Raw genomic sequence first — 23,418 nt, 5'->3', positions numbered from 1 at the left:
ATCAGAAAGATGGGATCACAGTGTCTACTGACTATAAACTGTTAGAAGGTTTCATAAAGATTCCTAGTGATATGACTGACACTCAATTTTATCTAGATCTAAAGAGATGGATTGAAGGATGTGGTGGTAAGTATATAAGAGATTCTATAGATTTGTTACCTAATCTGGTAATGCAAAGATCTCAACATCTAGCTGTTTTCAATGAAGATAAAACAAACCGTTATACTTTACGCATTGACTGGGACATTCAAAAAGCCAAAGTAACTATTTTGATGATGAATCCAAGTCATGCAACCGAATTATACAGCGATGAAACTGTGAGATTTATGATACAGTATGCAATTCGTTACTTTAACGCTGGGAGCGTCTGGATAGTCAATATGAGTTCCTTTATAGAGCCTGATTCACAAAAGCTAGCATCTTCAAAGTTTACAGGTGATAAAAATGATCAATCTACGATAGTGGAAGCAATTAATTGGTCGGACGTTGTCTTTTTAGCTTGGGGAGATAAGGGAGAAGATAGTGTTGTTGCGTTTGGCAGTTGGTTCGAAGAACTTTTAAAGAAAAATACAACTAAACTTAAATGCTTTAGACAAAGTAAAGCTGGGAATCCTATTCATCGAAATCAACGTCCAAAAATTCAACTAGATCACGTGCCCCAAAATGTTGATCTCAACAAGATCTTTTTAAAGAAGAGACGGGCAAAGAGAAAGTAAAAGATCTCAGCAATGAATAGTTTGAGTGCTTAATATTGTACACTTTCTTGAAGCACAATCTGATGTACCTATATTAAGGCCTGTTGGTGTCTCAAAATGTCTAGTTTTACTTTTGATGCATCATAAATGGGAAAAGGGCCTTTTGAAGTAGTGTTTCTGGAGCTATACTGTAGCCAACAACAAGCGGAGGTGGCTTCAGTGCGAATTGGGTATATTCGGGTTTCATCTAAGGATCAGAATACAGCCAGACAACATGACTTGCTTAAGAAACATGAGGTTGAGAAGATTTACGAGGAGAAGGTCAGTGGAAAATCGATCAAGAACCGCGAGCAGCTTCAAGCTCTATTGGAGTTTGCCAGAGAAGGAGACGTTATTGTTGTTGAATCCATCTCCAGGCTTGCACGTAATGTGCTAGAGTTTTTGACGATTGTCCAGGATCTTGAACAACGAGGAATTAGTGTTGTCAGCCTTAAAGAGTTGATTGACACGTCAACCCCACAAGGAAAGTTTGCCATGACAGTGTTTGGTGCGCTGTATGAATTAGAACGCGAATCAATCCGTGAAAAACAGGCCGAAGGGATTGCTTCTGCTCAGAATCGGGGTGTACGTTTTGGCCGACCAAAGACAGAAATCAATGAAGAGTTTCGCAGGTCTTATGCAGAATGTCGAGCAGGACGAATCACCGCCGTAGCTGCAATGAAAGAACTGGGAATCAGTTCGGCCACTTTCTACAGACGTGTTTCGGAGTACGAGGCTGGGTATGAATCATGAGAAGTTCACTAATAATTAAAAGCCAGTTCGCTAAGATCGGAATCATAAGAATGACAAAAGAGAAAAGGGTAGAGGATGCTCTCTTCTCATAAGAAATAGCCTTCTTGATCAGAATAATTTGAGTTAATATCTTTTAAATATGTCATTCATTCACTTGATCAAACAATCGCTCAATCTTATCATAGTCAAATTCACTCAAGATACGATACTCTACAGCTGATTTGCCTTTTACATAATCATAGGAATCTAGACTTCCACCATCTGTAATTACGATAGCAAACATCAGACGATCAGAATTTGAGAAAGCAATATTATAGGCAGTCCTCTTGATGTTTGTTTTCGCATCGGGATCTTCCTTTATGCGCAAATCCGCAAGCATATCATAAATTACCTTTATTTTCTCTTTATCTGTTTCAAACAAATGATGATCATGAAAAGGTTCTACTATTTTGTATTCATTAATATTGATGGACACGATCTCAGTCCCTCTCATGGCATCATTAAGCAGTTCAGAGAATAAAGTAGCTTTTTTATTATTGAATTGAATTAATGCAGCTATGACAGAGATGCTTAGTAAGCTGATAAGAATAAAAACAAGTTTTTTGGATATGTTCACTTTTTTACTCCCCCTATGACGCTCCTGTTATTCCATTATTTTCATACTACATTAAGTTAATTCTATTTGTAAAATAGGGGATTTCATTTTGATTAGAATTAGCGGTCGATGTGTATAGTTTTAGTCTTTTAATGATGATCATAGAATAGGCTGGTTCTTTTTTGACCTACGTATGATGGTTTGCTACAATTCAATCCAAGTGGACGTAATACAAAGTTTTTGTAAAAAAGGAATGAGGGCATTGAGTCAAATCTTCGAATCAATATCAAGTGAGAAAAGAGCATTGTTGACCGATGCTTTTTTAAATACCTTTAAGGAAGAATTAGATCGAATTTTTGAGATTGAGAAAAAAGAGAAACATCCTACTTATTCGAATGTATACGGGCATTTATTGGGGACTATTGGATTTGATCAAGCATTACAAATAGCTTCAGAAAAGTACCAATTGGTAGATGAGATTTATAATTATGTGAAGACGTTGCCGTGGGATCAAAAGGATTCTTTCGATGTGGATTTAGCTGAACTGATGGTTCGTCGGAACATTATTGAAGAAGGTTAGTTTGATTATTAACAAGTTCAAAGCATGGAAAACAGAAAGTGGAGGAAATCAAGTGGAGAAATACAGTACAGTCATTGAAAAATAGAAGAAAGGTTGTAAAAGCAGAATTCGCCAAGATCGGGATCGTACGGATGATAAGGGAAGAGAAGTTGAAAGGTCCACTTTTCTCGGAAGTGATTCGACCGCTTGAATAACGAAAACCAAAAAAATGTGCCAGCCAAATATTAATGTAAATAGGTGATGTTTGTGCGTCGAAAAAAATTGAAAAGTGCACGTGAGCGTGAGATCGAGGAAATCATAAAGGGATTTGCCAAAATAGGTATTGTTCCGACCACAATAGAGGAACGGCGTAAGGACCCCCTTTTTTCCAAAGTAATTACACCACGTAGGCAGAAAAATTCGAATAGGACCTAGGGGAACAAGGACATTGACCTCGTTGATCTTACAATCCCACAACAACAGTTCCAATGTCTATCAGTAAAATTGAATAAAAATACGGGGTGATATGGCTTCCTACATTTTAAAGTAGGGAGCCATTCTCATTTGTTCAACACACTCTTCAAGTAGCCACATATGGAAGTCGTTATCTAAAAATCGTAAAAGAATAAGGAACATCCAGTATTTCAAATTGGTAGTTCCGTTATCGAAAATCAAATATCCGACTTGAAAAATGCGAGAATCATTCGTTACTTTTTCAATATAGAGATGCCGATAGATGATATTCAAATATATTTGTGAGTAGAATCAATAATGAATGATCGCATCTCGAAAGGAGGAGGACTGCCAATGAAACGCGACTACTTTAAAAATGGCATGAGGAACGATTCGAAGCGAAAAAACGAAAGACAAGTGCCTCTGGTTACTGAAATTATTCAAAAAAGAGCTTGGGCTAAGAGTGGCTTAGTGGTAATAGCCAGAAACTATTGGCGCTTAGCGGTAGAGATCGATGAGAATGAAATTCTTGAAGCTGATTTGGATCGTTTATTTTCTGCTCCATATCGAAAGTTCAGTTTTTCGAAACGCATGGATACGAGCGATGCTGGATTAAAGAATGTTGCTAAGTTCTATTTCCCGTTGGAGATGCTAAAGAATCATAAACTTAAGGTGAGCTATCGGAGTTTATCAGAAAAAATGATCCGAACTGTAATCGACATGACCGTGAGTGACTTAGAAAAGACTACGTGGGAGATACGGGTACCGAAACGTAATGATTCAGGTGGTAAGCTTGAAGGGGAATATGATGTGTATCAAACCAAAGCAGAATGCACTAAGGCTACAGGAATCATCTTCCCTAAGTCTGAAGGTGAAGGGAATAATTCACTTGGTAAAGATGATGGCATTGAGATCGGATTGGGAGTATCTGAAAGCATTCAAGAGAATAAACAAGATGGTAATAATGTGAGAAGGAAAAGAAAACAGGAAGAACAGCCATCCAATGAAAACACAATAAAGTCGTAACATTGAGCACACTGGTTATTGTACTGGTGTGCTTTCTAATACCCCAACATCCGCTGTTGAGGCTAACTTGTAATTGGAAATAATTGTAGACATTGTCGTTATACATTTGTATAATGGAAACAAAAGGTATTATACAGTCGTATAATACTGGCGTATAAGGAGGTAAATGATAATGGATGGTACTATCGGACGACTCGGAGATGCAGAACTCGAAATCATGTTGGCGATATGGCATAGTGATCGGCCTGTGACTTCAAATTTCATATTAGATAAACTGCAAGGTAGGCGTAAATGGGCTTTATCCACACTGATGACATCCCTTACAAGACTAGAGAAGAAAAAATTTGTTATCTGTGATCGTTCTACAGGTACGAATCTATATTCATCGTTAATTGACGAAAGCGATTATAAGAACAAAGAGAGCTCGACCTTTCTGGAGAGGTTATACGACAATTCCTTCAAGAGTCTTGTCAACTCTCTCTATAGCAGTAAAGCAATTGATAAGAATGATCTTGCTGATTTACGCAAATTCCTCGATCAGATGGAGAAGGAGGATTAGTCGTGCTTACAGATCTTTTTTTAACGATTCTCGAAATTTCCTTATCCATTTCAATTGTCATATTCATTCTACTGTTGATCTCCTCAAGAATTAACAAAAGGTTCATCGCCAAATGGAAATATTGGATCTGGTTGGTGATCGCTGTTCGCTTGTTATTTCCGTTTAATTTTACTTTACCGCAGGCACCTGTGCAGATTGCGATACCTCAATCGCAGGTCATATTCCCGCAAGCACCAACACCTACTCCGCCTGCTGCTCCCGCTGAAACTATTGACGTTGTACCCATTCTACCTGATTTGCCAGATACTCTACCTATTCAACCTATTAATACTCCTATCCCAGAGATCACAACAGTAGATTCAATTACTATACCCCAAATTGCGGCGCTACTCTGGCTTATAGGAATTATCTTATTTCTATTTTATCATTTGACCGGCTACCAAGTTTATAAGAAGCGAGTCTTACGTTGGAGCTATCTCAATCAACAAGATCAACTCAACCTCATATACCAACACTTAGCAGACGAGCTAAAGATCAAAAAGCAGATAACTATCATGATTAGTGAGAGTATATACAGTCCCATGATGATGGGATTTCTAAGGCCGATTCTGCTCATACCCAATACTCGTTACTCAGAAACGGATCTTTATTACATTTTGAAGCACGAGCTCATTCATTATCAACGGCGGGATATGTGGTATAAACTATTGCTACTCATCGCTAACGCCTTCCATTGGTTTAATCCATTTGTTTATCTCATGTTCCGTGAAGCGAGCAAGGATCTAGAAATCTCCTGCGATGATGAAGTTCTGAAGACAGCAGATTATAGGGATCGTAAGCAATATACAGAAGTCATCTTGAACGGTGTCAACGAACAAGTGAAGCGCCGTCATACTGTTCTTTCAACTGATTTTGATGGCGGAGCCAAAATGCTAAAGGAGCGTTTCTTCCATATCTTGAATACCAAACGAAAAAGACGTGGCATCTGGGGATTTATCATTTTAATCTTGTGTATGTTAATGGTTGGATTCATGGTAGGCTGCAAGGATCGTCCTATTCCTGTTGTTAGCACGAATTCTCCAGAGCAGATCGAAACGGAGCGTCAATATGTTAATCAAGAACTCGGTTTTGAGCTTGCCATACCTCCGAACTGGCAGGACAAATTTACAGCCGGTTCTAATCCGAACAACGATGAGAACATAGTCCAATTTAGCTACAATGGAGGGTTCGTATTATTTTCAATCGAGAGAATCGAAGGGGAACACATTCGGCAAGAAGAACTGCCAGCAATCCCGCCAATGAAGATTGTTATGCAAGGAAATGGTTATACTTATGTAGCTTATATGTCAGGAGATGTTCAAGTCCCTGTGGAAAAAGGGGAAGAAGCCATTCGCGAATATCGAGAGATGTATCGCGGGGTGGATGAGCTGTTAAAGTCATTTCAACCTGTAGGCGATGAACAACCTGTTGCGCATACTCAGGGCTTTAAAGTCATTGGAACGGGATACTTCAAAGCAGAAATTCCTGAGAGATGGACAGTTATTCGATCAGACAATGATTTGAGTTGGAGCTTAATGCAGGATGATGAACATGTAGGTAAGATTCGTTTTAAAGTCTGGGATGGAAAGACAGCCTTAGTTGAGAATGAACATACGAGTTATCAATCCATGATTACGGACTATACCAAAGCAAGTGTCGATGTGAATCCAAGTTTAGTTGGCCAAAATACATTCAAGCAGATTGTTGCAAGCTTTGAATTCCGTGGGGGTGCACACTCGGTCATTGATATGCAGTCGCATGCTGCGCTTTATGTGCAGATGGGGGCAGAGAAATTGTTTGGCATGATCAAAGGCTTTAATATGCAGGATGGTAAACCTGTATCAGTCAATATTGATTTGATGAAGTTCATACCCGATACGGATGCGACGATTAATAAGAATCCTAATGGATTCAGGATTGAGAATTTGAACGAGATTCGCACCGTGGATGTGCAGCCTGGCTGTCAGGTAGCGCCACTCATCGACCATGTAGGTTATGGACTCTACTCTATACCAAGTCTTGAGAGTTGGATTGATGATAAAGGACAATTGACTGGTGAGTACGCATCTTTCACCGATGATTTTACACAAACATATTATGATTTCATTGTTCAAAATGGTGCCGTTGTACAAATCTTTGGTCATTATATACCGTAGAGAAAGGTTTACTCATAGAGATAGCGTCATCCGTTAGGGTGGCGCTTTAATAACGCTTAGGCCGACTTGTTTGCTACACCGAAACCAGATAATTGGAAAAGTTGCAGCGAACAGCTATATCCATCGTAAATGAAGGAGATCTCAACATGATGCATCATTCTGTTTAATTTAAGTGACTGATGATTTCAATTCTTGAGAAGCATTCTTCATTTCTCTCAGTAGTCGATCGAAAGACTTCGTATTGAGAATGTGGATTCGGTAAAAAATCATTTGAAATACTATAAAGCCATAACACAAAGCACATTGGTCGTTGCACTGGTGTGCTATTTTTGATAATTCTTAGTGATAATTTTTGTTTATTAAGCTAACTAGCAGATTTGCTCAACAGCAAGGCAGGTAGTATATGGTAAAGTGGTAAGTGAAGGAGGTAGGTGGTAATGTTTGTACAGATTTTTCTAGGTATTTTGATGCTTGTAAATGGGGCTTGTCATTTTTTAAAACTTAAATTTCTTCTTAGAAAATCCGTAATGGATATTTTGAGTAAGGATGAGCTAACCTCATTCCAAAAAGGATTGGTCTTCCCATATATCTTATTAGGTATGACTTTTTTATAATGGGAATTGTTGAAAGTGAGGGTATCCTCCCAATTCCAGTTTTTCTAGGGATATATATAATATTGGGTGCTGTTTCATTAACCATAATTTTAGTAAACAACAAAAAACACTTAGGCTATTATATTTGGTAACGCTTCTAGAAATAGAAGTAAAAAATTAATAACCACAAAGCTCGCTATGAGCAGCCTAGTTCCAGGTTATGTGACGGTTACGTTGTTTTAAATCATGCATTGCGATAAAAATTATACATTGAGGTACATATATAACATGATGATATAGTTGCTCATTTTAAACAGAGTAGCTGACTTGGTGAAAAATATATCAGATAATGAGAAAGAGCCGTAGGAAGAATTCCTCGGCTCATTTTTACTAATTTTCCATGAATCCGTTTCCAGAAGGTAGTACTAGTGCTGCAATGACAACTAAAGCTAATGCTAAAAGTACTATAAGAACTACTACAGGCCAACTCATTTTATAGGGAATTGTTTTGATGAATAGCCATAAATAAGCCACCAATATACCCACACCTATAACTTTCGCAATAATAAAATCGGTGAAATACCCATAAATAAGAAGATAAGACCAAGGGAGGGCGAAAGTACCTATTAAAATAAATAGTAAAATAGTAAATAAGAACTGAGTATGCTTTTTCATAATTCCTCCAAACGTATTATGGTTATAATTGGTATATATGATAGATTATATATGTAAATAACAAAATATATCAACGGGGGTTATTTTATGAAAAAGAAAATCATCTTATCTTTCACTGCAATTGTAACAGTATTCTCAATTTTTTCTGCAATCGCATCGGCTTCCAGTAATCAACAGAATATTAGTGCGGAAGAAAATATTGGAATTGAGATTGCTAGGAAAGTAAACAATCAAATTCAATACACTGAGTATACTAGCATCAATGCTTTTGAAGGAGAACTTAAAAATTTTGTTAATAACACCATGCTAGTAAAGCCAATAGATCAATATACAAAGCAAGAGCAAGATCAATGGAATAAGCTCTATAATACTTTGCAAACAGTTATGGCCCCTGTAAGTTCAAACCAAGTTTCTACTAGGTCATTAACTGACATCTATAATAATATTCAGCAGGGTATAGAGGCGACTATGACAACTACAATTTATGGCGCAGCAGTAGCTTCAGGTGTTTTATATTCAACTAATCAAGCTAATGACGAACAAAAAGTTTATATGAACCAACACGGATTTACGACTACCCAAGAAAATGAAGTTGATGCATTTAGACACTTTTCTTGGAACTATCATATGACCGATAATATACTAATTACACGTTCAAAAGCAAATTGGATTGCAGATAACCATGAATTCTCAGCACACGGCGCACGATATGGTTATAATAACTGGCCGAATGCAGCTAACTCTTACCAAGTTGCGCAAGGAATTTACTACACGAATAAAATTAAGAATGAAGTTGATGCTTCAAGCGACATTGCTACTTTTAAAACGTACTTTGTTAACTCTAACTTTATGGACTTCAATAATAATGAAGCTGGTAGAGCTTATGAAAGTAAAGGGTATTCGAACAACTTCACAGCATTTGCAGCCGCTAAATTAGCAGGTCATGTAACTGTAAAGCCTTCTGAATGGAATGCTACTTATCTCGCTCAAAGAGCATTTAGTATCTATAAGAAGGAAGTTTCATATTAATATATTTATTGGCTCCTCGCTAAACTGCGTGGTTAATGTTACTTTAGCTAGGGCTAATAGAGCGATTTGACATGGAGCCTCTGCGGGCATGAGTACTCGTTAAAACCGCGAAAGGTAAGGACTTCGCTTTGCTGATTAGCTTATCATGCCCGCCACTCCATATAAAATCGCTGTTCTATTAACCCACTTCGAGTAGCGAGGAGGCTATTTATTTAGTTTATCAATGACTAGCCCGAATATCACTTTAATTGATATTTGTTGTGAGAATAATAATCGATGTAAAGACAAAGAGCCGTAGGAATAATTCCTCGGTTCACTATTGTATGATGAACGATACGAACACAGGGGTAAATAGCTTTCCACTTTTCAAATATCCACGATGTTTAACCACGCATTTTATTGGTTCGATATAAACTGCAGTCTCACTTTCCTTGACTGTCTTAACAACGCTGTAGAATAGCTGCTTATGCCTCTTTAATGCTCCGACTTCGACTGTCCCCACATAGTTTCCTTCTTGATCTGCGATGTACCATCCAAACTTGTCTTTCGAATAGCCTGTAATGTAGCAATCAGAATATCTCCAATTGATTACCTTCAACCATAAATCCTTGGGGCGTTTGCCAACGTGATATGTAGAAGAGAGCTTCTTAGCGACAACTCCCTCAAGTTTGTGCTGCTTTACCAATTCGTATAACGCAGGACCATATGCCGAACGTACTACTTTATGCACATGCTGTTGATTATCAACGTGCTGGTCGAGTAGGTGAATGCGATCGTTTAACGGCTGCCGTGTGACCAGTTCACCCTTAAGCTGAAGTATGTCGAACACGACAAAGGTACAAGTGTATTGCTCTGACAGTTCCGCAATCTTCCGCTCTGACTTTGCCATGATCCGCGACATAACTCCCTCAAAATCCTCAATCATCGTATCACTGTAGCAGACGAGCTCTCCATCAAGAATCGTGCCTTTGGTGATATCCAATTGTGTGATCTCTGGAAGGTTGGTTGTAATGTCGTTACCATGCCGCGTAAACAGTCTGATACCGTCAGCAGCTGCAACAAGTTCTAAGCGTACGCCGTTGCTCTTAGGTTCGTAGATGTATTCAGAAGAATCGAATATCTTCTTAGCTGTATCCAATAACATTGGTTTAATGAACATCAGCTCGTATTCTTCTTGGCCGGTGATTTGCGCTTACCTTGCATCGAGATTTGCCCGATGGCTCGCAGCAGGTTATAGGCAAACAAGCCTGCACACAACACCAGATCGTTCGCCCCAATTTGCCAGAAGTCAATCGCTCCAAGTTCAAGTCGGTCTTGAGTTCACTATGAAACTGTTTGCTAGTAGCATGATCATGATACAACTTAATGACCTGCCAAGGTGAACAAGATAGGGTACTTGAGGCGGGGGCCGATACCAGGATATAAAACCACCACGGTGAAAGGGCCCTTCATAGTTAATAGTTACACAGAAATTTAAATATCCAACGCTTCATATGTATATAGTTATATATACACCAAATCAGTATTTTATACTGTGCGACCGGTTATTACGCTGACGGAACACAATAGTTCAAATAACTACTCTTTGTTTGAGAGGTTTTTTGCTTAATATCAACATCAGACGTTAACAAAGTCTTGTTTAAAACATGCCGATCTAGAAGCATTGTCATGTATTAGGGATTGGTGAAAACGCCTTTTTCTTGAGTTGAGGAATTTGAAATCCAAATACTCTTTAGGAAACTGACGATCAACTTATTGATAATGTTATTGGGTAAGTTGTAAACAGCAGTAATTGATAAGAAAAATTGTTCTAATTGGGTGAGAGCAAGCTTTGTTCTCCTTCTGCGGGTATAAATCATTTTGGTAAAGATGGGGCTAAAAACGACATTCACACGATCAATATGCAGCGTGAACCCGAGTCTTAAAAGATCACCCAACGACTAATAGACGATCGACAGACGAAGGATTCACGCTCGCTGTTAACTTGCAGTCAAAGCAGCCATATCAAGCGTTTGGTTGAACCTGCTGTTTATTGCAAAAGATGCATGTGTTTCAGGAAGACATGTTCCATTAAGCAAGCTCCAAGGTTGACTGGGTTGACCAAGTTGACTGACTCAATAGAGCCCAGGAAAAGAGACAATGATTTATTTTTAGGTGCTCGTAAGTAACAGTGGGACTTGTTTCTGATAACGATGTCTGAGGCGGCCAGAAGAGCCATATACGATTGTTTTAGTAAAAGTAATTTTGCGTATCACAGATAGGAATAAGTGTTCATAATAACTTTCTAATAGCTGTAAGAGCATCCTGGTTTTAAAGGAGAGTTATTGATGGGTTTAGTTTCTTCTTCATTTCTCTATTTATGATGGGTAAGCCCTGGAAGCGTTGTGATGGGGTTTGTCATCAATCAGAGTGGATACCTAAAGAGAATGTGAAAACAGCTTAGAAGACCTCGGGAGACAGGAAGGCAGTATTTAAACGGGGGGGATGGTGTTTAGGATAAGACTGTTATCCCGAATTAGAGAGACCAATCTTGATTTCGAATATATCGTGGAATCGTTTGAGAAAAAACGTATAGGAAATTCGTCAAGCGTATATAGAAAGTGCTAAAATCGAACACTTTGATTTCAATAATTAGACTTCGTAATTACGCAAACGAAGTGTGGTTTATGGATAAAAGAATATTGGAATTACTGGGTTTAATGTGAGGTGAGAAAAATCAAGGGGTAATGAAAATAGAACGCTTAATTTATCGTCACAAGGAACGATCCATCTTCCGTATGCATAATTGTAGCCGACCACATCGTGTGATGCACCTACTACAAGTGAACATGTACTGGAATGGTTATCTTCCCTTAATTTTTGCATGGCTGTTTTCGTAAGGATTGTTGTTTTTGATTAACGATGTTTCATTAATAGCTTGGTACTTGAAAATTACGGTTTAAAAGGTCGGAAAGAGAAATTTATTCTCTTGGCTTTGTAAGCTTTTGTTGTTGATTTTCTAATGAGGTAACGGGCAGATTTACTTACCAATATTAGGGTAAATTATGGTAAAATATAAAGTGAAGGAGGTAGGTGGTAATGATTGCACAGATTTTTCTTGGTATTTGGATGCTTGTAATGGGGACTTGTCATTTTTTTAAGCTTAAATTTCTTCTTAGAAAATCCATAATGAATACTTTGAATGAGGATGAGCTAGCCGCATTCCAAAAAGGATTGGTTTTCCCATATATCTTATTAGGAATGACCTTTATTATAATGGCAATTGTTGAAAGTGAGGGTATCCTCCCAATGCCCGTTTTTCTAGGGATATATATTATACTGGGTGCTGTTTCGTTGACCATAATTTTCATAAACAACAAAAAACACTCAGGGTATTATATTTGGTAACGCTTCTAGGAATTGAAGTAAAGGGATACGATATTATAAATTAACCACCTATTGCTTTGAACTGCACCCCAGTTGTTAGACACGAACTAACAATTGGAGGTGCAGTTTTTTCTATGGCCAAATTAGGTGCAGATAGAAAAAGACAAGCTGTCATTCGTTATCAAATTGGAGTAGAAAGCCTTAAAACGATTGCTAAATCCATAGTTGCCCATCGTACCGTGTTATAGAATTGGACCAAATAATATGAACGTAAATAGGACGTCTGAGAATACCCTTAGCCCTTGTAGGACAATGAGAGTTGTGGATAATAATTTTTCTAAAAATCATCCCTTGCACAGCACGATGTAAACAGCGGAAAAATGATCATGACACATCTGAAGAGGGAGAAATAGAACATAGCACGATAAAAACAGCGGAAAAATAAAATACTTGCTGTTTTAGAGCGGCAAATAAAGCGGAAATTTTATAATTTGAACGAGTAAAACCTCGGAAAAGTAAGTTTAGAGTGGTAAAAATCTTAGAAAGTAGAGGTCTTTAAGGAACGAACAGCTATTAAGCATTCTTTGGATTTAATGATGGTAATTTCTCGTTTTAAGTTACCCTCCTGTTTCATTCTGATCAAGTTGTGAGAGGGAATAGTAGTAAGTTTTTTCAATTTCGCTTATCTTGTCTGACACGCCACCTGCTAATAGATTTGTAATCCCATCTAAGCTACGCTATGCCTAGATTTAAACAAATAAGGCAGAATCGTTTTTTCTGTCCTGCTTTTTTACGTGAAAAATACTTGAAAATCTAAAAGATCTTTGCTTATCGTTTGGCTTAGAAAGGGGTTGAGTAAAATGAAGAAGCATTACGCTGGGGTTTCGCATGAATTGTACAATCGGATGTGTGTCGGAGCCACAGCACCAAAGTTCCTTAGGTATTTAGTAGCGACGTATGAGCCAAAAAACTTAGTTGATGATCCAACGTATCGTTCATATGCGCGACACGATCTGGCGTTTGAAGTCTCTGAAGAATTGGATCGGAAAGTGATTGCTTTGATGAGAAAGCACGATGTAAAGAGTATTTCTGGGTTTTACAGACGATTAGCATATACGTACTTCATGGAACAAGCTTTAGAAAGTTAAGTATTTGGTCTATACAAATAAGCCAAGAAGCCAGAAAGCAGGGAATAATGTGCCTGTATTTCGAGGCTTTTTTGTGTTGTTGAAAAATCAAAAAAAGAGCTACCCAAACTCTGAGTAGCCGCTGCATCAATATAACATTCCAAGTTAAATGATTAAAAATGATGCATCGATAAATCAAGTACCACGATTTGGGTCATCAGCTCTAAAGGAGCTGGAAAAAATGAATATTCAAATATGGAGTGACAATGAAATCAAGTCTCGAGCTAAGAAAATCATGGACTTTTTACAGTTAACTCATCCCTTTTTAGAAAGTGGTTCTTCCCAACGGGTCTGCATGGAACTAAGACCTTTATATCGGCCAGAAAAAAAGTTCATCAGATCTACGAGCATGTGGCAAGTTAAACGGTCACTAAGACAGTTGGAAGAGTTTCTAGCAATGATAAATGGGGAACCATTTGATGCTTATTTCTCTGTTTTTTGCTTAGACTACGATAAAAGTACCTATACAGAAGAGGGGAAATCATATACTCGAGGATACATCAACAATCAGAATGCTAGATTTACACAAATCATCCCAATGGACTTTGATGGCATTACAATGGAAGAGTACCAGCAGCAAGTTAACCGACTTGCAACCTTAGGGATAGAGGTGATTTCCGTATTTTCGGGACACGGTTATCAGAGTCATATTATGCTCGACAAGCCTTGTTCCAATAAATCTTTACTAAAGGATATGACTGGTTTGTTAAGGCAAAAAGGATTCCCAGTTGATCTAGCAATCTCTGATGCTGCAAGGGTTATGAGATTGCCATATACCAACAATTGCAAAGCGTTTGATCCGCATAACAAATATCATACTACCGATCCTCAAGCTGTGCCTACTGACTTAATTACAACAACAGATAAGCGGTATTCATTGGATTTTATTATGAATGCTCTACAGAGTCTTCCAGATAATTCGATTCAGGCAGTTGAGGGAAAACTCAAAAAACACAGGAAATTAAAGGAGAAAATTGAGACACCCAAGAAGCAGACGAACAGCGTAGTGAACCAATACAAATTCACCAATGCAGAGAGCGATTACCAGGAGATCATCAAGTGGGATGCCCTTCCGATTCATATTCAAAGGATGCTATCACAGACGAAAAATGGCTTTCGAAATTCAGTATTGATGTATCTGATTCCGTACTTAAGGAATTCGCTAAAGCTGGATTTAAACCAGATTAAAACAGTTATGGCTAAGTGGGCATTACGATGTGTTCCTGCACTTGATGAAGTGTTTGTGCAAGCTGAGGTAGAACGAATCTATGCATATGGAGCAAAAGGCCTCTGGGGAAGTTATACGGAGGACATGGAAAAAGAATTTGGGCATCCAATGGCAGCAGATAGGTTTTTTCGCCAGAATAAAATTTTAGTACAGAATCGATTCTTTGAAAGTTACTCCGAGCTTAGTGATACAGCAGTGAAAATATATCTTGCCATGAAGATTGAAGAAAGGACACGAGATAAGGACTACTGGACAGTTGATGAGATATGCGCTGCAGCAAATATTAGCAAAAATTCAGTTCAGCGAAATCTCTTGGATCTCATTCAAAACAAGTTTGTTGATAAGAAGCGAAGTGATCGTAAAACGGGAAAGAAATATCAGTACTATCTCAATCAGTATCCATGTCAGTACAAGGGATTTACACTTTTCGAACGGGGGACGCTTAAAGACATGCTTTCCTCGCTAACTGGAGGTGAACTTAAATTGTATACTTATATTGAAAGTATGATTGGTGCTTCACCTAATAGGGAGTGTACTGCAAGTCAAGCATATCTGGCAGAGCGTATTGGAAAGAAACAATGCAGCATTTCCCAAATGACGGACAGTCTGCATGAAAAGAGATACATTAAGAAGAGAACTAGATTAATCGGGTTTATAAGTTATTGCGAATACATTTTATTCTTCTAAGGAGGGACTTCCTCCTTATTTTTTTGTGTCTCTAAAACCCATCTATCAATATCGAGGTGGATTTATAAATCACTGTAATGATAAGGTTTTTTGGGCATGGGAGTTCTCTAAAACCCATCTATCAATACTAATAATATATAACAGAGAGAGGGAGCAGAGAGGGGGGCTTACAACACCATTTGTGGTCGCATTTGACAACTTACTTTTTATCCGAAATTTTCACGAAGTACACAATAAGGATAAAGGGGGGTTATAGGCACTGAGAGAGCATGGTATGCTTGCGAAATCCCAGTTTTATTTGTGTTAGTAACCGACGTAGCGAATGGGGACGTCCTTTATCCTGTATGACTAACATTCCAATGAGAGAGGGAATTTGTTTACAAAACTGAGATAAGCCTGTTTGAGTACACACGGAACTAAGCATACTGTTTTAGAACGACAAAAACAGCGGAAAGTGAAGCCTTTTGTTTTGAACAAACGATTATAGATAGGGAATGAATACAGTGTGAGATATTGTGTGTGTATAGGCGGCTATAATTGATGCATTGTATTACATCATTTATCACTGAATAGTGCCGCAATTATTGCGGCACTATTGATTCAACTGGAAAAAGTTCAATGCATGATTGGATTATTAGATGAGGTACCATATTGCCAGGGAGGAGTGGCGTCGTGCCAACATCTAATTTAGACCCATATGAAAGAGGAATCGTTCGAGATTTGATTAATGAACATAGGTTAACAGAAAAAGAAACGTTGGAAGTTTATGTGGGAAATAAACGTACGATTAACCTCCTGGATGGTTATGAGCCCACGGATTTCTATGCGGATCAGATTATGGAGAATCGCAAGAATGGAATTACATGTGGGGATTGGGAAGAACGGATACTAAAGAATAGAATGGAGTGCAGGTGGGAATAATGCTTTTGAAAAAATACTTAGGGGATGAGCGTTGTCATGAAATACGATACGTTCATAAATAATAGTTATCGAAATGTGAGTATTATTCGGCTCTCATTGCAGGCTAACAATCCGCTCAACTACTCCACATCCTTCCTTTTGAAATTCCCCTGTACCATCTTCTAACCATGTCTCAACCTCTGCCTGTGATATAGCAACGGCAAATAGATCCTTATCTGTATTGATTATACGAGAAATAGTCAACCTAATTATACTTATATCTTATTCAATAACTGTCCGACCATCTAGTGATAAGATCTTAAATCCCATTCTTGTGTAGAAGCGAAGCGGTCCATAATAATTTTTCACTATGCTTTCAGTCAACTTCTAGAAACCTATTTCCTCTACGTGCATGATATTACAAATAGAAAATTCATACCTTGGTCAATAGATGCCATACTTATGAAATGAGAGCTCTCTCATGATTTTAATTAATAATGATTATTTTAACTATTTGATAAATGAAACCCACTGTTTTAAATTGAAGGTTTATATTACAATGTGTTATTTTATGTCGACAACGCAAACATTTTGTGGATTTTACTACATAACAATTCGTGGTATATATTGGTAATGCATTGTATGATTGTAGATGAAATACAAATGGTAGGAGGGATGAAAAAGTTGAATTACTAGTTAATTTGATTTGACAGAGCCTTTCACTAAATCAGTCACAGATATACTGGCTTTGCGAAGCGAAGAAGAGATTCGTAAGTGTTGGTATTAGAAGTAAGTAGATTAGAGTGTATGTTAATACGATAATCGTACCAATTTATGAACAAAACAAAAACTGAATTTAGGGGGATAATACTTTGAAAAAAATATCATCGTTACTAGTAGTGATTAGTATGTTGTTTACAGTATTTGGAGGTACTTCCTATGCCGATTCTACTGTAACTTTAAAAGGTACAGAAATAAGAAATGATAATATTGAACAATTTCTATCAAATCTTAAATTTTCCGGCAATGAAGATGAAGTTGAAATGAATATGATAAATTATTCAATATCCGATAGTGGTGTGGATATTAAAGGTGAAGTTACTTATGAAAGAGATAGGGTTAAAACACCATTTCATTTGAGTGGTGAAATGTTTAAAAGTAACACTCAAAAGAATGTTAGTAATTCTTATTCAGGTAAATTAATCGATTTGCAAAGTAACTTCGAAGTTATGTTGTTCTTTATTAAAGATAATACATATGAATATAAGCCTACTATTAATAAAGAACTTCTTGATTCACAAATTATTCAAATCTATCTTAAAGATAAATATAACAATCTACTTGCATTTGAAACTAAATTAGAAAACATTACCATTGGTGATCTTAAAAATATCACTAAAGAAGCTGATCCTGGAAATGACTTTCTATGGTTTACAAGATTAGTTGATGCCCCAATAACAGTTAATCCAGCTCCTACTACTCCACTTTCAAATTCTTCAGTCTATCTTTCAACAAACGTATATTCGAGAACTCAAAATTATGCAGGACAAGTAATTCAAGAAAATGTACGAGGAGAAGTTTGGGGGCAAATCGTTGATGTGGGTAGTTCTGGTACTTCAACAGCGTATTCGAAAATTGTACTAGCTGAAAGCACTTATATAGACGGAAAACTTCATAGCAATTCTTCGAATTTTCAAATTCATAATGGAGCAGTATCCTTAAATGATATGATCGGAAAAGTGGCCTTAGGGTACAATACAACTGTTAACAAATCAGTGTGGTCAGGAACGTATTATAAATATGGAATATTAACTGGTGATATATCCCTGGACTTTGGCATTGGATTAGCAGGTAAATTATTAAGTGCAACATTACCATTGTCATTTAGTTATGTTGATACAAAAGTTAAAGACGAAAATAGTGTCTCTTTTTACGCATCAAATGGTAACTATCCGAAGACAGCTATGGTTAAAGTTAAAAAGACCGATAAAACATTTTTAAAAGATAACGGTGACTTTTATAATTTAGTTGCTACAATATCAACAATTGACTCTAGTGAAACGAAAGACTATTCGACTACTGCAAAGTTTGGATGGACGTTTGGTATATACTATTCTACTGAAAACAATCCTATTGCTAGTTTCACAGATTTTGGACCATCTACGACATATAAATCCAACGCTTCTTAAATAATTACTTCATCATAAATAACGAACAGGACACCATCACTAGTCGCTGTTCGTTATTTATTTTTAATACTTTACAAATTCTGATTTGGGGTGATAATTTTAACTTAACATATCTTAATGCAATACAATAATCAAACTTGTAAAAAATGTATAGGAGGTTTTTTTTTGTATTCTAATCGTGTGAAATCATTATCTTATATGGTTATTTTTATTGGTATAATTTTTTTATTTGTAGGTTTGCTGAGCTTTATACTACAAGGTTACAAATCTAATACCCCTAGTTATGTAATCATGACACTAGCATCTATAAGAATAACATTTCCGATTGTAGGAGTCTCATTGATACTTCTAGGGAATCTTTTTTTACACATAATTGATGAATATCGCAATGAAATTCAGTCGCTTAAAAATGAACAGTCAAAAATACTAAAAATAATAAGAAAAGAATAATTTCTTTAATTCACATTTTTAAAAAGTAATTTTTAAGCAATAAAGAGCTACCGGATAAATCCAGTAGCTCTTTATTGTGCGCCCAGTATGGGCGCTATCTCTAGGGTTCAAGTCCCGGACAGCGAAGGCAGTAGTAGCTGTAGCTAAAGACAAGGGTGTCCTCCGTGAGGTGGAATCTAAAGGAAGTAGGCGGCAAATCTCTGGTCTGAGGAACACGAACTTCATATAAGGCTAGCGTATGTTGGATGAGGCTGCAATACAAGCTAAAGTCCTTACTGCCAAAGGCATTATATCTTTCCGTTAAGCTTCTTTGTCCTTGCTCTGCACAATATTCATTGCTCAGCACCTGACTAAGAATCGGACTTTGAGCAATTCGCCAGTATTTCTTCCGTGTATTTCCCCATTCTTTAGCTTTTTGCTTCGAAACACCTAATCCTTGCAGGTTCCTCACTTTGGTTCTTGGCAGCTTCCATTGTTTCCAGACACACATGCGTTCCTTCTTCGGATCCACGAATCAAGTTCAATAAATGGGGCTGGTGTATCTGCCAGAGCGTAGTACCCACACCATTCTGTCAGGTATTGGTTTAGTTCTCGTATTCGCTTTTCCATCGAGACTGGACTTTTCCGAGAGGTCATTTCGCTAATCTTTGCTTTCACTCGCTGCATCGATTCCTTGGATATTCTCACCTGTGGATTTACCTTATCCACACTAAAGCTAAATCCAAGAAACTTCAGTTTCCAAGGTCGGCTTACCGCGCTCTTAGTCATCAGCTTCAATAGTGCTCTGTCTGTTATTCGCTCTACCAATTTTGCCATGAGTCGATCATGGTTAACTCGATCAAAGAACTTCTCTAGATCAATATCCACCACAATTCGGTGTCCTTCTCGGATGAATTGCTTCGCATTCCTTACTGCATCATGACCTCGTCTGTTTGGACGAAAACCATAACTATGCTCGGAAAATGTAGGGTTAAACATCGGTGTCAATACTTGTGTAATCGCCTGCTGGATGTTTAGTGCGGATAGCAGGTTTTCCCGTGACAGCAACTGCTCCATCATTTGAAATATACTTCTTACGTGAATTGTTCTTCTGCTCATGCCTTGCGAGCTCAGCCCTTCTGGATACCCTCGCGTATTCTTCGCTACTTTCTCCAGATAGGTCTCCCGAAAAAAAATCTTCGTGTGGCAATGAGTATTCTCTTGCGACCTCATAAATATATTCGAATTCATCTGTACGTAGATCTTGATTAAGAACAATGACTCATTCCTTTAGCTTTACCTCTTGCTCACGTACTACTTTTTTTACTTTCTCAAATTAAAGTGGGGCATGCTAAGTTCATTTCTTGTTCTTTTTAAGTACAAGGGAAGATATAAGGGGATAATCAGGATATAACTGAATGAAATAAGTATTATATGAGATAATTGGAATTAGTGATCCGATGATTGACTTGTTTTGATTATTGATGGAATCAAACTTGCTGTTTTAGAACGACAAAAACAGCGGAAAATAAAGACTTTTTGTTTATAAATTAGCTAATGCTGAGCTGGAAAATGAGTACGGCGGTGAGACGAATTGTACGGAATTATGCAGCAGTAATTCATGCATTGTATTGTAACAGTAATGATGAATATCGCCGCAAATATTGCAGCACTCATGTGTCAACAAAAAGGTCCGAAACATGATTGGATTTTTTATCTTAGGTTCGTTTTTAGCTCACTAAAGGCTTGTTGATAATGGTTGTATAATAGAATTAAGCTTTGAAGTCTCGAATTGCATAGGAGGAGTGGCGATGTGCGACATAGGTTTCATTGAGATCCATATGAAAAAGGAATCATTCGAGATTTGATTAATGAACACGGATTAACGGAAGAAGCGGCGTTGGAAGCTTATTTGGAATATAATGTGCGATTGACCTCTTAGATAGTTATGAGCCTACTGACTTCATTGCAGATCAGATTATGAAGAATCGAAAGAATGGCATCACGGGCGAGTATTGGGAAGCTTGGATACATCAGAAAAGAAATGAACGAGAGCAGGCAAAAAAAGATTGGTACAGGTTGCCTGCCTCTAATAATGAGCCATATCATGACATCCATCGCCGCGAGATACAGTATTTTAAGGAGTATATCATCAATTGGAAAAAAGCTCTTGCCATTGGTTAACTTTGATTTATTTTTGAAGTTGGTCTAATACTGTATTTGTATATATTCGGAGTGAATTCTTATTCAGATCCATGGCCACTTGATCCGAATCTTCGCTCAAATGTTCATTTCCTCGAAAATATGCACCTTCTAGTTGGGGCATGCTCTTCAAGACTGATAAATCCGTAACATCATTGAACTCAAAATTGACTTCTTTTAAGGCGGATAACGGTTTAATTCCATCTATATTGGTGATTTCGTTATATCGAAGATTTAGACTTTCGAGTTTGGTGAATGACTGCAGCAGCTTAAGATCGGAGATCCGATTACTCATTGCATTCAAATGTTTCAGACTCTTTAGTTCTGACAGCCCACCCAAATCCTTTAGATCGTTACCTTCAATATCTAGAAGTTCGAGTTGCTGCAAACCCTGTAACGGGGTTAGATCAGTAATTCGATTGGTCGCGATCGCTAACGTTTTTAGGTTTGCTAATGAAGCAACATCACTTATATCTGAAATTTCATTATAGCTCAAATCTAAAGTAGTGAGATTTGTCAGATTCTTCAATGCTGCTAGGCTCGATGAATCTTTTCCTATTTCATTTCCATATAAGCTGAGATCGGTAAGCTCAGTTAGGTTCGACAAGAAATTAAGATCCGATAGTTTCACATGATTCAAACCTAGTTTATGAAGTTGAGTCAATTCTCCAAGCTCATCTATATTCGCAACTTCTTTTCTTTCCCCCTTAAAAGAGAACTCCTGAAGGTTTTTAGCTGCCTGCAGACCAGAAAAATTAGCGATCTTTGCACTTTCCTCATTGCCATCAATGTTTAGCTTTGTCAGTGCCTCCATATCTTCTTTTGTAATATCTCCAGAAGGCTTGTTGATGGCTTCACGTATGACTTTTTCTAATGTGACATCGGCAATAATTAACGAACCAACATTTTCTGCTGGCTTAGATTCAGGGCTTGTGTTACTTACTGCTGTCCCTGTGTTTGTATTGCTAGTACATGCTGTGAGGACTAAACTTAAGCATAGAGTACCTGCTAATATTCTGAAGTTTTTCATTTTATCCTCTCCAAATGGCTTGAAATTCGATCTTCTCAATTCGATTATACTTCTGATGGATTCAAAATGTTTCTAATTATTACACATATTTGATTTGAACTTACTATGGAGTGATGTGTTGTGATATTGCAGATTTTTCTTGAAAATTAATTTTATCTTTTATTACGCTTGGAACATCAACGAATAGTAACTTAGGAGGCGTGTTCAAGATGACAAAGGTGATTGGGAAAATTGGCAAGATCCACTGCGACAATGCGTGGGAAAGAGGTTTATTTGAAGGTAGATATATGAAGGTTGAATCTGTTAGGGAAGAGGACAGAGGTCTGATGTTTATCGGCAAAGTAATGTTGTACGGTTCTGAATGGGATGTGGAGTTTCCAGCAGATCAAGTCGTGAAGACTTCACAAAATGAGCAAGCGCAAGTTGAGGCAATTAATCAACATCTGTCTGAGAGCAGTATGCTTTATAAGTTGGGTGAGAAGCTCCAGAAGAGCTTGTTTGAACTGGATACGGAGGTAAAGGGATGTGATCACAGCATGCGGATACAAGATTTTAGAACAGCGAAGCATTTGATCTCCGAATTGGATATTGTGATCGCAAATGAAGCGGATTTTGAGGAATATGCAGAAATAACACAGAAGATCCATCATTTATGGGAGAAGGCAGAGGACTTGCTCGGGAAGATACGGGAAAGGGAAGTTGTTTTCCTTTAAGCAAAAGTATTTGAAGAGATAAAGAAATGAAGAAGCACTCGAGCCTAGATATAGGATTCGGGTGCTTCTTCTATATAGATAGTTTTCTAGTATTGTATTTACTAGCATGCAAATGGAGAGGCATGCCTAGTGGATTATGGTTTTTATTCTCAGGAGATAGTATCGCGTTTGAAAGTAATAGAATGAAGAAGTGCATTAGCAGCAGAATATATTTAGCTGGTTCTCCTTGCGTCTTTTTTACTGATAGGGTCATCTCGGGCGAAAAATGCTGGAAACTCACCTTCAAAAGTATAGCGTAACACGATACAATAATAGC

At 37.6% G+C, this 23,418-nt stretch carries 20 protein-coding genes and 2 pseudogenes; 16 read left to right on the top strand and 6 right to left on the bottom strand.

Going from position 1 to position 23,418, the window contains the following annotated elements; all coding sequences use genetic code 11:
- Positions 1-20 precede the first annotated feature (20 nt).
- Both ACXX53_RS04770 and ACXX53_RS04765 read left to right on the top strand, forming a co-directional pair.
- On the top strand, positions 21-716 hold the full coding sequence (locus tag ACXX53_RS04770; protein ID WP_458567430.1) for a DUF1643 domain-containing protein: 696 nt from the start codon (positions 21-23) through the stop codon (positions 714-716).
- A gap of 126 nt (positions 717-842) precedes the next feature.
- Positions 843-1,487, top strand: coding sequence for a recombinase family protein (locus tag ACXX53_RS04765; RefSeq protein ID WP_458567429.1), 645 nt, complete (start codon positions 843-845; stop codon positions 1,485-1,487).
- Between the two features lie 142 nt (positions 1,488-1,629).
- On the opposite strand, the gene ACXX53_RS04760 is transcribed toward ACXX53_RS04765, so the two are convergent.
- Positions 1,630-2,103: a hypothetical protein gene (locus ACXX53_RS04760; protein ID WP_458567428.1), complete on the bottom strand. Its 474-nt coding sequence runs from the start codon at positions 2,101-2,103 to the stop codon at positions 1,630-1,632.
- Positions 2,104-2,335: 232 nt separating this feature from the next.
- On the opposite strand from ACXX53_RS04760, the gene ACXX53_RS04755 reads away from it, so the two are divergent.
- The 5 genes from ACXX53_RS04755 (at position 2,336) to ACXX53_RS04735 (ending at position 7,488) form a co-directional block, all read left to right on the top strand.
- Positions 2,336-2,662 carry a hypothetical protein gene (locus tag ACXX53_RS04755; RefSeq protein WP_458567427.1) on the top strand — a complete coding sequence of 109 codons (327 nt, stop codon included), beginning with the start codon at positions 2,336-2,338 and terminating at the stop codon, positions 2,660-2,662.
- Between the two features lie 786 nt (positions 2,663-3,448).
- Entirely contained in the window at positions 3,449-4,120 is a 672-nt protein-coding gene (locus ACXX53_RS04750) for a hypothetical protein (RefSeq protein ID WP_458567426.1), read from the top strand.
- Positions 4,121-4,292: 172 nt separating this feature from the next.
- A complete protein-coding gene (locus ACXX53_RS04745; RefSeq protein ID WP_458567425.1) occupies positions 4,293-4,679 on the top strand; it encodes a BlaI/MecI/CopY family transcriptional regulator in 387 nt (128 codons plus the stop codon).
- Positions 4,680-4,681: 2 nt separating this feature from the next.
- Positions 4,682-6,874, top strand: coding sequence for a M56 family metallopeptidase (locus ACXX53_RS04740; protein ID WP_458567424.1), 2,193 nt, complete (start codon positions 4,682-4,684; stop codon positions 6,872-6,874).
- 437 nt (positions 6,875-7,311) lie between these two features.
- Positions 7,312-7,488, top strand: a complete 177-nt coding sequence (locus tag ACXX53_RS04735; RefSeq protein ID WP_458567423.1) for a hypothetical protein — start codon at positions 7,312-7,314, stop codon at positions 7,486-7,488.
- Positions 7,489-7,857: 369 nt separating this feature from the next.
- On the opposite strand, the gene ACXX53_RS04730 is transcribed toward ACXX53_RS04735, so the two are convergent.
- Complete coding sequence (locus tag ACXX53_RS04730; protein ID WP_458567422.1) at positions 7,858-8,142, bottom strand: hypothetical protein; 285 nt, start codon at positions 8,140-8,142, stop codon at positions 7,858-7,860.
- Between the two features lie 87 nt (positions 8,143-8,229).
- Between ACXX53_RS04730 and ACXX53_RS04725 the strand changes: the two genes are divergently transcribed.
- Positions 8,230-9,171: a DUF6973 domain-containing protein gene (locus tag ACXX53_RS04725; protein ID WP_458567421.1), complete on the top strand. Its 942-nt coding sequence runs from the start codon at positions 8,230-8,232 to the stop codon at positions 9,169-9,171.
- A gap of 316 nt (positions 9,172-9,487) precedes the next feature.
- Here the strand turns inward: ACXX53_RS04725 and ACXX53_RS04720 are convergent, their stop codons facing one another.
- Together ACXX53_RS04720 and ACXX53_RS04715 are read right to left on the bottom strand one after the other, a co-directional pair.
- Positions 9,488-10,330, bottom strand: a complete 843-nt coding sequence (locus ACXX53_RS04720; protein WP_458567420.1) for an ATP-dependent DNA ligase — start codon at positions 10,328-10,330, stop codon at positions 9,488-9,490.
- Positions 10,331-10,380: 50 nt separating this feature from the next.
- Positions 10,381-10,541, bottom strand: a pseudogene (locus ACXX53_RS04715) (IS1380 family transposase); the annotation flags it as partial.
- A 1,708-nt stretch (positions 10,542-12,249) separates the two neighbouring features.
- On the opposite strand from ACXX53_RS04715, the gene ACXX53_RS04710 reads away from it, so the two are divergent.
- From ACXX53_RS04710 to ACXX53_RS04685, 6 genes are all read left to right on the top strand, one after another.
- Positions 12,250-12,558: a hypothetical protein gene (locus ACXX53_RS04710; RefSeq protein WP_458567419.1), complete on the top strand. Its 309-nt coding sequence runs from the start codon at positions 12,250-12,252 to the stop codon at positions 12,556-12,558.
- An 839-nt stretch (positions 12,559-13,397) separates the two neighbouring features.
- Positions 13,398-13,685 (top strand): hypothetical protein, encoded by a 288-nt coding sequence (locus tag ACXX53_RS04705; RefSeq protein WP_458567418.1) that lies wholly within the window; start codon positions 13,398-13,400, stop codon positions 13,683-13,685.
- A 220-nt stretch (positions 13,686-13,905) separates the two neighbouring features.
- The gene (locus ACXX53_RS04700) at positions 13,906-15,639 is read left to right on the top strand and encodes a hypothetical protein (RefSeq protein ID WP_458567417.1); all 1,734 of its coding nucleotides are present in this window, start codon (positions 13,906-13,908) and stop codon (positions 15,637-15,639) included.
- Positions 15,640-16,311: 672 nt separating this feature from the next.
- Positions 16,312-16,560 carry a hypothetical protein gene (locus ACXX53_RS04695; RefSeq protein WP_458567416.1) on the top strand — a complete coding sequence of 83 codons (249 nt, stop codon included), beginning with the start codon at positions 16,312-16,314 and terminating at the stop codon, positions 16,558-16,560.
- 851 nt (positions 16,561-17,411) lie between these two features.
- Positions 17,412-18,728 carry a hypothetical protein gene (locus ACXX53_RS04690; RefSeq protein ID WP_458567415.1) on the top strand — a complete coding sequence of 439 codons (1,317 nt, stop codon included), beginning with the start codon at positions 17,412-17,414 and terminating at the stop codon, positions 18,726-18,728.
- Between the two features lie 165 nt (positions 18,729-18,893).
- The gene (locus ACXX53_RS04685) at positions 18,894-19,178 is read left to right on the top strand and encodes a hypothetical protein (protein WP_458567414.1); all 285 of its coding nucleotides are present in this window, start codon (positions 18,894-18,896) and stop codon (positions 19,176-19,178) included.
- A 289-nt stretch (positions 19,179-19,467) separates the two neighbouring features.
- Here ACXX53_RS04685 and ACXX53_RS04680 read toward each other — a convergent pair.
- Positions 19,468-20,189, bottom strand: a pseudogene (locus ACXX53_RS04680) (group II intron maturase-specific domain-containing protein); the annotation flags it as partial.
- Positions 20,190-21,137: 948 nt separating this feature from the next.
- Here ACXX53_RS04680 and ACXX53_RS04675 point away from each other — a divergent pair.
- On the top strand, positions 21,138-21,341 hold the full coding sequence (locus ACXX53_RS04675; RefSeq protein ID WP_458567413.1) for a hypothetical protein: 204 nt from the start codon (positions 21,138-21,140) through the stop codon (positions 21,339-21,341).
- A 7-nt stretch (positions 21,342-21,348) separates the two neighbouring features.
- On the opposite strand, the gene ACXX53_RS04670 is transcribed toward ACXX53_RS04675, so the two are convergent.
- Positions 21,349-22,389, bottom strand: coding sequence for a leucine-rich repeat domain-containing protein (locus tag ACXX53_RS04670; RefSeq protein WP_458567412.1), 1,041 nt, complete (start codon positions 22,387-22,389; stop codon positions 21,349-21,351).
- A 209-nt stretch (positions 22,390-22,598) separates the two neighbouring features.
- On the opposite strand from ACXX53_RS04670, the gene ACXX53_RS04665 reads away from it, so the two are divergent.
- Positions 22,599-23,102 (top strand): hypothetical protein, encoded by a 504-nt coding sequence (locus ACXX53_RS04665; protein ID WP_458567411.1) that lies wholly within the window; start codon positions 22,599-22,601, stop codon positions 23,100-23,102.
- Positions 23,103-23,418: the final 316 nt, after the last annotated feature.

It is taken from the genome of Paenibacillus marinisediminis (assembly GCF_054343325.1).
The sequence above is the reverse complement of the archived record's forward strand: the minus strand, read 5'-3'. Positions and strand labels throughout refer to the sequence as shown.